This is a genomic window from Galbibacter kalidii (assembly GCF_026241135.1).
Lineage (GTDB): Bacteria > Bacteroidota > Bacteroidia > Flavobacteriales > Flavobacteriaceae > Galbibacter.
The window spans coordinates 1-14,665 of record NZ_JAPFGA010000020.1 but is presented as its reverse complement, the minus strand read 5'-3'; the positions used below and the strand labels follow the sequence as shown (position 1 = coordinate 14,665).

The window sequence follows — 14,665 nt, the reverse complement described above, 5'->3', positions numbered from 1 at the left end:
TTAGCAAAAATGAGTACCATTGGAAAATCCGCAGTCCCGAAACTTCGGAATCCCAAGTGGGCAGGTCGAAAGCCATAGCTTATGAGCCGCTGTAAGGTACAGTTTTTATTCCAAGTTGTTCCAACCTTTAATTCCATCTCTTTTCAGTTGTAACAATAGGTAAATTATTATTATTCCAAGTAAGCCAATGAGGGATACAGCTCCAATTCCTATACTCAGATTAATTATTAGTGTTATAATACTTGTTCCAAGTAATGCCCAAAACGCCCATTTTTTCCAGTAAAATAAAAACACGATTAAAATCAAGTCAACAATTCCGAGTATTCCAAATACTAATTCCGTTTTATTTAATTCTTTCAGATTATTGTCAAGTAAGAAACTTTTGGTCGTAATTAAATCAGTTAGGAATATAATAGAAAGGAAAATAGTTAGTATCAAATTCCTTTTTTTTGAGGTTTCTGTTAATATCATTTAGTTCATATTTTAACTTGCACACAACGTTTAGTATATGCAAAGTAGGCGATTGCGGGCTTTATACTTATCAAACCGTTAAAATTATTAAGCGGGCTACAACCGTTAAATTTACTACTGTTACGCCTATTTTGTATATACATTGTGCCTGTTGCACAACCAAAAAATCGGTCATTTATAGTAAAAAGCAATCATGTCATAAAACATAAAGCATTTATTTTCAGTCAATTATCTTTTTCGTTTTTTTGTAAATGGTTTCACTTTTAAAAACTAGTGGCTTGTGCAACGGTTACCGATGTTAGCAGCTGTTTTTTTAATTCCATATATCCTCATTTTTTTCTATTGGAAAGTCTTTACTTATTTTTTCGAAAAGAATTTCATCTTCCTTATTTACTCTAGTAGCAAAATGCCATTTTTTTTTCATTTTTTTCATTCTAATTAATTGTTTAAAACTTCCATTTCTGGCACTTATGAAAATATTAAGATTCTTGTAATTTTCTTTTCCTAAATCTATTTCTCCTATTATCATTCCGGTTTTTCCAGAAAGTTCAGTTACGTTGGTTGTTTTACCATAAAGACTTATGATACTATTAGCGGTTTCATATTCGTTCAAATCAACGATTCTTACTTGGATATTACTCATTAGATATTCTCCATCGTTTTTAAGTAATAATCTATATCTATTTTCATACTTTGGATTGATAATAGGCAGTATATAACAGAAACTGTCTCCGCCTGTAATATTTGAATTGATAATTTCAGATTGTTTTTGGAGATTATCAGTTAATTCAATATTTTGAGATGTAAGCTCTAAATTTTTATTAATTAATTCGCCGTTTAAATTCGTAAATTCAATATTTTTTGTAATTAAAATTTGATTTTCACTTGTTAGTCTTTTATTTTTAGTAGTTAGGACTATATTTTCATTAGTTCTTTTTTTAATCTCTGAATTATATTCATTAGTTCTAATATAAATTATTAAACCCCCGATAAATGAAAACAGTACTCCTAATCCAATGAATATTTGTGGTAAATAATTTTTAAAAAAGTCCATAATTATTACTTGGGTTTACTCAATAACTGTTAACGGTTTGCGTGTAAAAATAGTTGCGGTTTTGTGCGCGAGGATTTTCCGCAGGAAAATCAGAGTAAGCAAAACTGCAACTGCCTTTGGTCAAGCACTAAAGTAGCAATTATTTTTTACACGCTGTTGTGGTGCGTATTTTATTCAATTTCTATTTGTTCTTTCGATGGTGGCGGTGGAGGTGGCGGAATATCAAATTTCTCATTCAGCCATATTTTTAAAACGGTACTGTCCGTGATTTTTTCGTATTCATTAGTCAGTCTCTCCAAAGTTTTTGGTAATCTTTCTGTCCAATTATTGTCATAAGAGATAAAAATCAACAGCTTTTCAGGACTACGACTCCAAGATGGAATTTTTCCATTATTCTGAAAATCTTTTTTCAAAACAGTGGCTAAACTGTCTAACGGATAAAAAAACCTATCAGATTTACTAATTGTGTCGTTATGGATTTGAATTGTATTTCTTTGTTTTATTAAAATGCAACCAAAATTTTCCCAACAAGGATTTCTTAAATAAACCTTTTTTATCACACTATCGTTTTCAATTGTTACCTTTGGAATACTATCATTACAAACAATTTGTTCAGTCCGTTTGAGCAAAACTTTCCAGTTATCATATTTAGTCAGTTCTAATTCTACGGCAATGCTGTCATTTTCGTTTGGGAAAAGTCCAAAATCTTTTTCAATTTTTTTCAAAGGTTTACGTTCCGAATTTTGGCAACCAAAGATTACCAAAATAAATAAGATTAATGACGGTATTTTAATTTGACTTAACATTTCTCGTATGCACCACAACTCGTTATATAAACACTAAAATACATTTTTATCTCTTAAAATTTCGGGATAACAACACTTTTTTATTGTCTTTTTCGGATTTTGTTAAGGAAGATACCGTTACATCAAGAGGGCAATCTGTTCCGCATTCCGGTGATTTAGTTTTTCTAGTGTTATTGTAATCCGTTCCATAAGGTTTTATAAACAATCAATATAAAGGGGAATGGCATTTTTACTGATAATTTTCACCGCAAACTGTAGCTGCAAGCTGCAGGGAGATTTCAGACTTAAACAAAAGCCTGCTGTAAATTGCAGCAGGCTTTTGCAACTATACTGAAAGGTGTTTTCAATCATCAGATTAATAGTTGGCCCCTCTCCAGTAGGGGTCTAAGCCCTTAAGAAGGGCTAAAAAGGTTTAGAAAGAACATTTATAAGCTCCTTGTTCAGGGTTATTGCCCCTGTCTGTCACCTTTCCAAGCGTTAGGGACATCCTTATAACGATGAAAAAGGTATTTCGAATGACCTTTTTGATCATCGTTCCCCCTATCAGGTAGGGGGTATCACCCCTAAAAAATCAAAAATATCCCTTGCGGTAAGCCTTAAAAAGACCTTTTTCAGGCCTTACGACTATGTGTAACAGGCCCAACAACAATGTTTTTCATCCTTACAAGAATGATTTTAATAGATAAAAAGATGTTTGCAAGGGGTAAGAAGGGTATCAGGAAGGGGTATCCCCCTACCCCTATATTAACCAGATAGCGCAGCAATGTTTACCGTGCCATGCATTCTTTAATGGATCCCGTTTAGTGTTTAGGGCAATCAGTTCCAAACACGTTTGCCGCAAATGGGAGTACACGTTACCATTTATATACAAACAAGTTGCTCTTCATTTATCACAATCCGTTTTGGTTAATGGCATCGTAGAAGTATAGTTGATATTGCTCTTATCAACAAAAGCAGTACCACTTTCGCTAAGCTCGCCATAGCCTTCAATAAGTTGGTTGTCTTTTATCAAAAATGCAATGTCCCTTTTACTTTCAATTCCTTCAGATATAAATGTATATATCCCAAATAGTTTGTCGTTCTTCAATTCTCCATTAAAAGTTCCAGAGTTGCTATCCTTGCCATCAAGTGCGTAGGTCAATTTCCCTGTAACACCATTCTCTAAACTGGTAATTTCTAAATTTACAGCGTTATTATTGTTGTCGTTGTAAGCGTAACAGCCCATTTCTAACAGAGAAGATGGTTTTTCTATGGCCACAGCCTCTTTTTCTTCTGGCGTGTTTTGTTCCTCCTTTGCAGTCTTGTTTTTACAGCTTGTAAAGCTTATTGCCAGCAGCGATAATATGATTAGTTTTTTCATGTGTTTATATTTATTGTTTTTCAATGGTCACATGGAACCTTTGATGATTAAAATAATCATTGCCTTTGTGTGTTTAAAGATTATTTTAATCATGTCGGTTTCATTTTATTGATTTTTTTAAGGCTTAATCTATTTTTTTGAATACTAGCAGTTCCCCTTCAGGATTTGACAGCATTAAGCGGTTGTTTGCAATTTTATAGGTGGTACCGCTCTGTAATGCCTTTATAAATTCAGGCTCTTTATTGGCAGGTTCGCACATCATTTTTGTGGTAGCAATGTTCGTGAAGCGAAGCAATTCTTTTTCAGAGAACAAAGAACCGTTCATACGGTTGCAACCTGCAAACCCTGAAAATGTATTAGCCGTGCTGTTGATTTCCATTGTAGGCAACTCTTTGCTGAAATCTTCTTTTGTTATATCGTTGCCATTTATTTTCTCCAATACCCAAATGTCGTGCAGGCGGTAATCAGTTATGTAGCGCCCACATCCATGCAATGTTGTTAACTCTTCATCGGTGTTCTTCCTGTAATCTATAGTAACCGTATAAGGTGATACCGCACCTGACATGGTATCGGTACATTCGGATTCCATAATTTGAATAGTCATTTCATTGGATTCCGTTTGTACTTTGTACATTTTAACATTGGCATCCATAGCACGTACTGCAGCGGTATGTGGTGTTACTATGGAGTCACCAATTGTTGTCAGCTTTATACCGTTTTCCGATATTTCCAATCCCCAAAAAGGTTCATTACCGCTAGCCTTAAAATAGATGTCATTGCTGACCTGGTTATTGTTTTTTAGGCTTGTTGTTGGTTCTACACCTACGGAGTCGCTTGAACTTGTCTTTAAAACATCGTTGCTTTTTTTCGCTTTATTATTGCACGATAATAGTATGATGGAAAGGAGAAATAACGGTATTGCTACTGAAAGTTTCATTCTTGAACAGATTTTTTAAAGCGCATCATTGGTACATCATCAATCATTAAGTTCAGTTTTCCTTCGCTATCGATCTTGTACTTGTTTACTTTTTTTATGGTATTTAAAAAGAATTTTTCGCCTTCACCACAGAACATCATTGTTGTCGGGCCTGGTTCGCCAAAAGAAATGCCATCACCGTTCAAGGTATAGTCAGCGGAATAACCATTGCAACTGTTATTGCCCTCTACTTTGTTGGTTGCTTTGTTGAATGTGATTTTTGGCTTTTTATCGGGGTACAGCCCGCTAAAGGCAATTCGTGGCCCGGAGAGGTGCTCCAGTTCCCATGTGGTATTAAAAAGAGCATCGTCGGTCATTTTTTTTGTTGATGAGCAAGAACCGATAATCATTGCAAAAATGAACAGCGAAAGGGTTTTTGTGGTTTTCATGATTGGACGTTTTATAGGATTTTATTTTTTGTGGCTCTATTTTTTATACCTACTAAAATAGTCATTATAAATAACATAAACAGTAAGATCAATAAAATATTCAATAACACCTTTCCGGTTCCAATTCCCGGAATGTTCAAAAAAGGGTATGGATAATAGTTGGAAAAAATGCCCCTTGCTAAAACAAAAAGGAGATAAACCACAGGATATGGCAACCAAATCCCTACATCATGGAAATTAATTTTTTCTTTTGTGGAATATATAAACCAATAAATAAAGACGCATAAAGGTATAATGGTATGTAATAATTCGTCCACAAGGCGTTGCATCCCTTTCGGCTCCCAAATACCCCGCAGTATAAATTGATATACAAGCCCAACAATAAGTATGAATGCTGTAAGGGCGGTCAATGTTCCTTTTTTATTGAATATTCCAAATTGTTTTGCAGAAGGTTTGAATATTTTATGGGTAAAAAATAAGGCTACCAAAATATTTGTGAGGATTGTAAAAAAGCTAAAAAAGCGTATGATTGTTTCAGGAATATTTGCTTGCCTATTTTGGAGCATTAAAACAAACTGCGTAATGATGGCAAACCATCCAAGGCAGAATCCTACTGTTTCAATCTTTTTGCGCATTTTTAAAATGTATGCCAGTGGTTAGTGTATAGGTTAACGGGGTAGTCACTCATATAATTTAGGATTCAAGATATACAATTAAACTCAAAAAGAGGTTTAGATGATTACCCAAATGGCTATTGCCTATATATCTTGTGCCTGTTTCCCAACCTTATAAATGAGTTGTTTCAAGTAAAAAGGCAAAATTAAAAAAATAAAAGCCCTTATTCTTAGCCACTTAAAAGTTGTATTCTCCTGAAATTTTCTTGCCTTATGAACGTTAAGGGCTTGTCAAAGGGTTACCAATGTTGTACATCGTTTTTCAGTATTTCTCCTTTTTCTGAATGATTCTATCAGAGTACAGCATAAATAATAGCACATCCAAAAAGTGTTGAAAATGGTGATGTTAGTCTAACGTAGTTAGGTGTCAGAATGTCGGCACACCATAAAGCATATTTGTGGTGGATTCTTCGAGGCACGAAATAAAGTACTACGGAAGTTGCTATCATAAACCACCCTAAAATTTTGAATATTTCAGGATACTTTGAAAATTCTGAATATATAACCAATCCTGCCGCAGGAATCATTCGGATAGTTATTTCAGAGTAATTAATTAAGTTAGTGCTTCCTGCTTTTCTTAAATATTCTCTTGCTTTAGCTGGTCTTAAAAGTATTAGCACACCAACTCCAATGAGGAAAACACCGAAAAGAATCACAATATATTTGGCAATGAGTATCATATTTTATTGATTTTGAATGACATAAGTGTCTTTTTAAATGATGTACAACGTTAAGAATATGAGTAGTGGCGGTTTAAACGTTCAAATCTATCAAGTTATTACTAGGCTTCATTGAAACACAATTTTTTGAATAACCACATTGCCCGCCATTACTTATATTTAGTGTTGTGCCCAGTTGTTTTATGTACTCTTGTAATTGTTTAGTCTTTTCCAAGGACATAGGTTTTAAAAACATATATCCAAGGTGTGAAAATAACCGGAATAATCATCAACATAAATATCGGAACCCAATCTTCTGCCTCACTACCAACAAGTTGTTCATTTTGCCATAATGGATAGGCAACAAAAAATAGCCAAAGACCTTTGTAAAAGAACATAAAAAGCATTATTGGCAACATTTTTAATGTGTGAAATACTCCCAATCCTGATAAAGTTGTGTAAGCGGCAATAGCACACCAAGCAATTGCAATTTCAGGATTCCATTCTCCTTTATGGGTAATTAATTCGGTCCACGCATCTTTTGCTGCAAATAGAAACATAAGTAGAAAGAATAGTTTTAATACATAAACTTTTATTGGCCAAACACCTTTATGCTTATCAGACGGCTTAAATAGATTTTTTATTAATTCCATATTTTAACTTTAATTGGGCACAACGTTTGATGGTATGGTGTCGTGCGGGATTACGAGGCGAAAACCTATCAGTTTACACCGACTTTTTTTACGAGCCACAAACGCTCGAAAACCGCTGAAACCCGCATGCACTATACCATGTGTTAGCAACTGGCTTTATTTATATTTTATTTAAAAATCCTTTCGCAATATCATCTACAATATCGTGGTGGACGCTCCATTTCTCATAAACTTCCAATGCCCAATTTTTTATTAAATCTTTACAATCCGTTTCGTTAGTTGACTTCTCTTTAATATCAGTTGTCGTGATATTTCCTCTTTTAAGAAGTTCAGGTGGGGTCAGATATTCGTCCTGTTTATGAACCTTGTATTTATTCAGATAATCGCTGAGTTTCGGTGATAATTCATAAGTCCATTTAATCCCATATTCAAATATCAAGTGAAGTCTTGACAGGTGAAAGTGATTATTCCATCTGCCGTGAATTTCAGGGTGTTGTAAAGTATGGGCGTCCACAATCAGAAATCTGTATATGTGATTTTCAAAATTGGAGAAGTCAATTTCCTGAAACCCAAGATTGAAAATTTCAAGGCATTCGTGAATTCCTCTTTGGGTATTTGCACCACAAAATTGACACTTTCCAATATCTATAAGTGTGACTCCATTCTTCTCTGCTAAATCAATATAGTCTTGCATTGTCGCTTTTGCTTGTTGCTAACGGTCTCTGGCTAAGCTTGCGTTGCGTGTTTGTTGTTCGGTTTAGTCAGATGAACTCTTAAGGTTTTTGAAAGATAGAATTATTTTTTGAAACTTTCAGCAGCAATGAAGCTTAGGCGTTGTTAGCAACTTTTTTACTTATTCTCCGCCATATTTTGCAGGTATTCCGACACTTTTAGATTCTATAGTCCATAAGAGACTGACTATCCACCATCGACCGCCATAATACGTTAATTGATAGCTATTTATCCCTCTTTCTTCAGATCCCTCAGAGTCCTTACCATAAAAAGTCTGGAATACTTGAGCCATTCCATTGTATTCATCAACAACTTTATGAATTTCTTTTTCAAGATATCCTTGTTCATAGTAAGGGTCTTTCAAGAGATTAAGGAAGTCATCAAGTGATACAGTTTCAGACTTTGTAGAATCAGCAATTGTAAATATTGCAGAAGGATGAAATAAATTCCTAATTGCTATAGTATCCATTTTCTCCCCCTTTTCTATAGTTATTTGATCAAGTAGTTCATCGATAATTCCGTTAATAGATTTAAAAGGAACGTCATATTTTTCCTGAGCTAAAGAACTAATTGAAGCGGTCAAAAAAAGTATTATGCAGAGAAAGTATTTCATATCGTGTTTATTAATTGTTGCTAACGTGTTTCGGCTATGAGTAGTTGCGTGGTTTAGCGGTTAACTTAGCAAGTACACACCAAACTGAAAATCCTTGCGGATTTTCAGAAGTAGGCGAGAACAAGCAATTACTTATAGCCATTGTTGGCATTTCGTTTTTTTTTAAATTACGTTTTTTAATGGAACAGAATGTCTTAATCCATCAGGCAAAACCTCTAGTATCTGTCCGTATTTAACAATTGTATTTTCAGTTTGCACTTCTTTGGCAAATTCCATGATATAATTAAAATCAGATTCTATATCAACTAGCTTTAATAATTCTTTGCCAATAGTTGTGAATAAATATATGTTGATTGTAAACTTGGGTGTATTTTCTTTTATTTCCATAAAAACAATATCATTCCCAAATACTAAATGAGGATTTGAAGGTTTATCAGATTTAGCATATTCATAAGAGGTAAATTCACTGGTGTGTAATAATCCTAATTCTTTAAGTAAGGCAAGGTCATTGAATGTTATTCCAAATTTTTGATTTAGTAAATCCTTTTTACCTTTAAACAGAAAATAATCGTTACTTGATTTAACAGCATATTTAGCCACTTTTGAAAAAATCTCTGCTTCACTTTTAGATAAATTTCTAATTAGTTCTAAAGCTCTTAAAGAATAAGATTTAGGACTTTCAACTTCACCAGCTAAAATTCTTCCCCATAAATTTTGCATTTCTTCATTAGAAACGTCTTGTGCATAATTAAAAAAATGTGTAGTCCAATCTTCGTCTACTTTTTCATCACTTACTTCTTTAACTGATTCAAGTTGTTCAGCTGCAATTTGTGTTACTCTTTCAATATTTTGTTGTCTTTTTTGTTCTTGATATTCAATTCTATTTTCAGCACGTTCGGGTAATGATGTTATTTCTTCGATTGTTGATTTGTCTAAAGAGTTTAGACTTAATTTAGATTCCTTATATTCAATTTTTTGAAGGGAAGATTGGTTTTGTGCGATTGCTTTAGAAACAACATTAATTTCATATGCTTTAGCTTCAGCATTTTTTTTAATTAAATATGGTTGAGTAATTGCACCTGTTCCTTGAGCAATCACTTCAATCAATTTCGTTAAAGGTTTACTCAAACCTAAAATGTCTTTTATTTTATCAAAATCTATTAATGCCATTTTCTTGTTTTAAATGAATGCCAACGGTCTCGGCTATGCGTAGTGCGGGATTGAAAAGCGGAAGTTTTCAATCTTGCACGAACGGTAGCGAGCTGTTTTTTATATTTCTTAATTTTCTTTTCATAAATATCTAAACTGCGAGCGGAAAAATAAGCCGAAACTTTGGTTTATCACCTACAACCCGCATTACGTATAGCCATTGTTGGCATTTCGTACTTTTATTCTAATTTCATTTTAGTGTTTTCCTTTATTTCTTTTGCAATATCAGGTCTTTTTTTATTTATCAGTTCAGTAAAAACTTTTTGAATAAATGGTGCAACCCAATATTGTGAATCATCTTCAGGAGTCATTCCTAAATCCAAGTAGTCAACATAGTCGCTTGACATAAAATAATGGTCATTTAAATAAAATAGGTAAGCAAAATGTTGTATAAATAATGATTGCATATCGAAGGATATAACATCTAAATATTTTATTCTATTCGGATTATGAATTTCGTTATCGTTTAATAACACGTTGTGGAAAAAGTTGTAATGAGTATTGTCATTACATCTGTCCCTTATTTTTTTATATCTGTCATCTTTTTTCAATAATTCAGTTATTGGCAATAAGGTTTGAGATTCCTTAATATATCTCGAAATAATTCTAAATTCGGGAATGGTGTCAGTTCCTTTTCTCCAGTTATCGATTTGTTCAACAATGAAGTTATCTATACTAAAGTGGTCTTGTAAATATAAGTTGGAATATATATTTATGAATGTAGAGTCAAAGTACTTCCTTATTAGTGCATAAGAATCATTAATTCTACCTTTTTTCAGAATTTGACTAATCGAATTAACAGTTCCTTTAATGGAAGATATCGCATAGGTGTCTAGGTTTACAAATGCTTTTGTTCCTTGAGACATCCAATTCATAATGGAAAAGGATAATGATTCATAAAAGTCCGAGTAAAACGTCAATTCCTCAAAAACTTTATGTTCAGTATAATCTTTACCTAATTTATCCTCTATTGTTATGTTTCCGAATTCCAATTACGATTAGTTTTTTCAGTATGAATGCCAACGTTGTTGTATATGGTTTGTTGCGTGTTTTAAACACCTAATTTAGCAAATAAAAACCGAATAGAAAATCCGCGAGGATTTTCGTAAGTAGGCTTGCACTAGCAATAAATTATATACGGTGTTAGCAAATGTTTTACTCTATTTTTGCATTGAAGAGTATATCAGCGTTAACCCAATAAATTTCTCCTTTTTCAACTCCTGCCCATCCTTTTTTTTCAGGGTTATTATATCTCCTGGAGTAGATAAAATATTTTCCGTCAGAAGACATATACGGAGAATAATATCGCCAGTTGCTTTCATATTTTAATGATATTTCTTTCGGTTTTGCCCATTCACCATCATTATTAAACGTTATTTGAAATTTACCTTGTCCATTAGTAATGGCATATCGTTCATCTGGTGAAACATAAGTTATTAGTTCCTTTTTCTCTGTCTTAGTGTTTACGATAACAGGTGTTTCAAATTTTTCATTTCCTAAATATTGTGCACGATATGTGTTCATTCCTCCTTCATCACTTGGTCTATTTGAGCGAAAATATAAACTCCCATCCGCTGTAACAACAGGATAGGTTTCTAAATATTCGGTGGAAACCCAAAAATCCACTTTAGAGGCTAATCCCCATCTACCGTCCACTTTTTTACTCTTATAAATGTCTGGTGGTATCGTGTAAAGTTCTTCTCTGGTAACATCATTTTCATAAAGCTTAGGGTCTACACCGAGAAAATACATTGTCTTTCCATCTTTGGTAATTGTAGGGTCACAAGCAACTGAAACTAAGACATTATCGTCATACATTTTAATGGGTTTAATATCAGACCACTTGCCATCAATTAATTCAGAATGGAGAATAACAAAGCTGTTGTTCACAATTCTTGAAAAGAACATTTCTGTATTGTCATAATTAAAAACTACATTAAGTTCGATATTGCCAGTATTAACAATTGATGGTGCAAATAATTTAGGAATTGTAGAGGGTGGTTTTTGGTCGAAATATGAAATAGTGTTGTTTTTACAACTAAAAAATATTACAATGATTAAGAAAATCGATAAAAATTTATTCATTTTGTTTATAATTTTTACTAACGGCCCTGGCTATGGAAAGTGCGGGATTTCGATGCCCTTTCTTGTCCGCCTACCATAAGTTTGTTTAGTTGTAATATCTTCATTTTTTAGCAGTCAGCCCGCATTTGCTATAGCCGATGTTGTACTTTCGTGCTTTTTATTTTTTCTCTAAATTCTTCGCTGTTGTGAGGCGGAGTCTCTTCGTAGGTTATATAACCTTCTTCACTTCCACAGAATTCTTTGATATTCTTAAAAATCTTGTCTTCAATCTCTGTGTCGGGATATTTTGTCTCGCAGTAAATTCCCATAATTACATATCCATCATCTGTGAAGAAAATCTCAGCCCCCCTTAATTCGGATTTTATAGGGTTCGCCCAATAAAGGCTGTGTTTAACTGATTTATTCTCAACCAAGAACCTTACAGCTTCACGAGCTGTTTTGAAATTTTCAACAGGGTTGTCCGCATATTGTGGCACTTCATATTCGTCTGCCGTCTCTCGTCTTTCTGGAACGAAATGATCAAGGAATTCTTCAATAAAGGATTCAGTCCTTTTATCAGTTAAGACATAACAGTCAGCAAAATATCCTTCGTATTCGTCCATTTCTATTTCTCGTGTTTTTGCATGAAACACAACGGGCTTGGGCTAAGAGCAGGTGGGCATTAAAAAGTACTTTCCTGTCCGCCACCACAAAAATATGCAAAAAGCACCAAAGTATAATAACCTACAAACGCCCACTTGATTTTAGCCCATGTTGGCAACTGGCTTTTATTTAACGTGACATAATACATTTAATTTTAGGTGAATTAATTGAAATTAGATTCTAAAAGAATTATTTTTTTCAAGACTTATTTTTATATTTTTTCATTCCGAAAAGTATTCTTGTTATTTTAAAAGGATAGATAAAGAAACGATAAATAAATACAATCATTAAAAATGAACTAATTAAAAGAATGATAAGCTTTGCAGGAATATTCAAGTCGAGTTTAATGATATAATATGCAAAAACTACTATTACGGTTTGATGTAAAATATAAAATGGATAAATAGCTTCGTTCATCCGTTTAAGGCAGAGACTTGGTTTGTTGAAGTAAACTTGTCCATACCCCAATATTGTCAAAACAAAACTCCATCCCAACAAACAGCACAAGCCATACCAAATATCCCAACGAAAAGAAAGACTTAAATAAGGCTCTACCATATTATTCGGTATTAAATAGTAACCGTAGAATAAAAGTGAACTAACGATAAAAACAACAAAGTGAAAGCGTCTAAATTTTTTCAAGTTTCCCCAAAAGATTTGTGAGGTTGCAAACAGAATACCAGAAACAAAAAAGTAAGTGTAAAAGAATGTTTCAGAAAGATTTGTCAAAGAAGATGACCCAGTTGGATAATACCTTTTTAGTACTGCTGTTAAAATAATAAGAGGAAGTCCGCCCAGTAAAAATCCAATTTTATAGGAAGACATTTTTTCAAACCAATTTCTAAATCTATTAGATTTTTGAGATTTAAGAAAAATAATCAAAGGAATCACAATTATAGAAATCACATAAAGATTTTCTATAAACCAAAGGTGATTGGTTTCAAATCGACCCTCTGTGTATATCTGCCAATAGGAATTGAATTCATTGAAATATTGATAATACGTTTGTGGTGGCACAATAAAAAGTACACCAAAAAAGAGTGGAATTAAAAGCCTTCCCGTGCGCTCCTTAAAAAATTGTTTCCAAGTCCGCTTAGAGAATGCGAGAACTGTTCCAGTTCCTGATATTAAAAAAAGTAAGGGTAATCTGAATTGTTCAAAGTAAACCATAATGTCATCTAACAGTTTACTAGATTCTGAATTCATAATATGAAAATCATCTCCATTAAAAGGCATGCCTAAATGATGGAAATAAACTGCTAAAATAGCGATGACTCTTAGCCAATCTAAATCGTATCTTCTTTTTGTTGTATCCACAAATCTTGTTTTTGTTGGCAAGGATAAAAACAAAATCAATGCGATTTTTGGTAAAGTGACAGTTGACAATCGAAAGTGACGAAATGCAAGCCTACTGGCTTTTTAAATTAGTATAAAGCTGATTAAATTCTTCAATTTTAGAACGAGAAACAGGAATAGTTCTTTGGGAATAGTCTTTTAGGTGAAGTATATATCCTTGAGCATTTCCCGAAATAGATTCAATAGCCTTAAGATTTACTACATAAGAACGATGAACTTTAAAAATGAATGGAAAAGAACTTAGTTGGTCATCAAATTCTTTTAAGGTTAGTCTTTTTAGGTCTTTTTCTAGTCTACTAGAACCCTTATAAAAAATTTCTAGATAGTTGCTATCCACTTTTGCAAAAAGAAAAGACTGAATGTTTAACTCGAATTTTTCCTCTGCTATTGGCATAAAAATTTGAACAATTGTAATGGCTTCCTTGACATTTTGCTGATGAGTAGGTAATTTTTTTAAATCTTTTAAATGTTTATTGATTAAACGTTCTTGGTTTAGAGGCAAGAGTATTGCAAGAAGTAAACTACCCACCAAAAACGTATTTCGTATTTCCTCCCACAAGTAGCGAAAAGACCAATTATCTGGATTTGTGTAAATAAAGTCACGAATTAAGAAACTGGCGAAACCTACAAGTAAAAGAATTAGAGCCAAATGCAAAAACTCTTTACCAAGTGTCCAATTTTCAATGTTATTCACCGATTTTTTTAGGAAGAAAAAATAGACAAAAGCAATTGGTATTGGAATAACGGAATGCAATAATATAATCCATAAATTATTTATTTTGTGTTCTTCAACATTTACAATAAATGGTTCAAATAAATAAGTGAAAAGAAAGCTAGCTATTGCAACAAAGCAAAGAAATAGGAATACTTTTTTTAATTCCTCATAATAAGGTAGCATCTCATAAACTGTGTAAATAGAAAATATCGGGGGTCATGACCCCCGATATTTTTTTATTAATTTTAAATTTTACACAGTATGAAGAAAG

Annotated in this window: 18 protein-coding genes; 1 reads left to right on the top strand and 17 read right to left on the bottom strand. The window is 33.1% G+C overall.

Annotation, left to right across the window (positions count from 1 at the left end):
- Positions 1–105 precede the first annotated feature (105 nt).
- The 7 genes from OOZ15_RS17120 to OOZ15_RS20335 form a co-directional block, all read right to left on the bottom strand.
- Positions 106–471 (bottom strand): hypothetical protein, encoded by a 366-nt coding sequence (locus tag OOZ15_RS17120; protein WP_265957664.1) that lies wholly within the window; start codon positions 469–471, stop codon positions 106–108.
- A gap of 313 nt (positions 472–784) precedes the next feature.
- Positions 785–1,525, bottom strand: coding sequence for a hypothetical protein (locus OOZ15_RS17115; protein WP_265957663.1), 741 nt, complete (start codon positions 1,523–1,525; stop codon positions 785–787).
- Between the two features lie 170 nt (positions 1,526–1,695).
- The gene (locus tag OOZ15_RS17110; RefSeq protein WP_265957662.1) at positions 1,696–2,250 is read right to left on the bottom strand and encodes a hypothetical protein; all 555 of its coding nucleotides are present in this window, start codon (positions 2,248–2,250) and stop codon (positions 1,696–1,698) included.
- Positions 2,251–3,214: 964 nt separating this feature from the next.
- Positions 3,215–3,691 (bottom strand): hypothetical protein, encoded by a 477-nt coding sequence (locus OOZ15_RS17105; RefSeq protein ID WP_265957661.1) that lies wholly within the window; start codon positions 3,689–3,691, stop codon positions 3,215–3,217.
- Between the two features lie 124 nt (positions 3,692–3,815).
- Positions 3,816–4,628, bottom strand: a complete 813-nt coding sequence (locus OOZ15_RS17100) for an META domain-containing protein (RefSeq protein WP_265957660.1) — start codon at positions 4,626–4,628, stop codon at positions 3,816–3,818.
- Positions 4,625–5,056: an META domain-containing protein gene (locus OOZ15_RS17095; protein WP_265957659.1), complete on the bottom strand. Its 432-nt coding sequence runs from the start codon at positions 5,054–5,056 to the stop codon at positions 4,625–4,627. The genes OOZ15_RS17100 and OOZ15_RS17095 overlap by 4 nt, the downstream gene beginning before the upstream one ends.
- 11 nt (positions 5,057–5,067) lie before the next feature.
- On the bottom strand, positions 5,068–5,544 hold the full coding sequence (locus tag OOZ15_RS20335) for a Pr6Pr family membrane protein (protein ID WP_265957718.1): 477 nt from the start codon (positions 5,542–5,544) through the stop codon (positions 5,068–5,070).
- On the opposite strand from OOZ15_RS20335, the gene OOZ15_RS17085 reads away from it, so the two are divergent.
- A complete protein-coding gene (locus OOZ15_RS17085; protein ID WP_265957719.1) occupies positions 5,444–5,716 on the top strand; it encodes a hypothetical protein in 273 nt (90 codons plus the stop codon). The genes OOZ15_RS20335 and OOZ15_RS17085 overlap by 101 nt on opposite strands.
- 307 nt (positions 5,717–6,023) lie before the next feature.
- Here the strand turns inward: OOZ15_RS17085 and OOZ15_RS17080 are convergent, their stop codons facing one another.
- The 10 genes from OOZ15_RS17080 to OOZ15_RS17035 form a co-directional block, all read right to left on the bottom strand.
- The gene (locus tag OOZ15_RS17080; RefSeq protein ID WP_265957658.1) at positions 6,024–6,410 is read right to left on the bottom strand and encodes a hypothetical protein; all 387 of its coding nucleotides are present in this window, start codon (positions 6,408–6,410) and stop codon (positions 6,024–6,026) included.
- 200 nt (positions 6,411–6,610) lie between these two features.
- Positions 6,611–7,042: a hypothetical protein gene (locus OOZ15_RS17075; protein WP_265957657.1), complete on the bottom strand. Its 432-nt coding sequence runs from the start codon at positions 7,040–7,042 to the stop codon at positions 6,611–6,613.
- A 160-nt stretch (positions 7,043–7,202) separates the two neighbouring features.
- Complete coding sequence (locus OOZ15_RS17070) at positions 7,203–7,736, bottom strand: DUF5946 family protein (protein ID WP_265957656.1); 534 nt, start codon at positions 7,734–7,736, stop codon at positions 7,203–7,205.
- A 159-nt stretch (positions 7,737–7,895) separates the two neighbouring features.
- Positions 7,896–8,387 carry a hypothetical protein gene (locus tag OOZ15_RS17065; protein WP_265957655.1) on the bottom strand — a complete coding sequence of 164 codons (492 nt, stop codon included), beginning with the start codon at positions 8,385–8,387 and terminating at the stop codon, positions 7,896–7,898.
- Positions 8,388–8,549: 162 nt separating this feature from the next.
- Positions 8,550–9,557, bottom strand: a complete 1,008-nt coding sequence (locus OOZ15_RS17060) for a DUF2806 domain-containing protein (RefSeq protein ID WP_265957654.1) — start codon at positions 9,555–9,557, stop codon at positions 8,550–8,552.
- A gap of 218 nt (positions 9,558–9,775) precedes the next feature.
- Entirely contained in the window at positions 9,776–10,588 is an 813-nt protein-coding gene (locus OOZ15_RS17055) for a hypothetical protein (RefSeq protein WP_265957653.1), read from the bottom strand.
- Between the two features lie 163 nt (positions 10,589–10,751).
- On the bottom strand, positions 10,752–11,681 hold the full coding sequence (locus tag OOZ15_RS17050) for a TolB-like translocation protein (RefSeq protein WP_265957652.1): 930 nt from the start codon (positions 11,679–11,681) through the stop codon (positions 10,752–10,754).
- 128 nt (positions 11,682–11,809) lie between these two features.
- Positions 11,810–12,283: a hypothetical protein gene (locus OOZ15_RS17045; protein WP_265957651.1), complete on the bottom strand. Its 474-nt coding sequence runs from the start codon at positions 12,281–12,283 to the stop codon at positions 11,810–11,812.
- A 238-nt stretch (positions 12,284–12,521) separates the two neighbouring features.
- Positions 12,522–13,640: an acyltransferase family protein gene (locus OOZ15_RS17040; RefSeq protein ID WP_265957650.1), complete on the bottom strand. Its 1,119-nt coding sequence runs from the start codon at positions 13,638–13,640 to the stop codon at positions 12,522–12,524.
- 91 nt (positions 13,641–13,731) lie between these two features.
- A complete protein-coding gene (locus OOZ15_RS17035; RefSeq protein ID WP_265957649.1) occupies positions 13,732–14,577 on the bottom strand; it encodes a LytR/AlgR family response regulator transcription factor in 846 nt (281 codons plus the stop codon).
- Positions 14,578–14,665 lie beyond the last annotated feature (88 nt).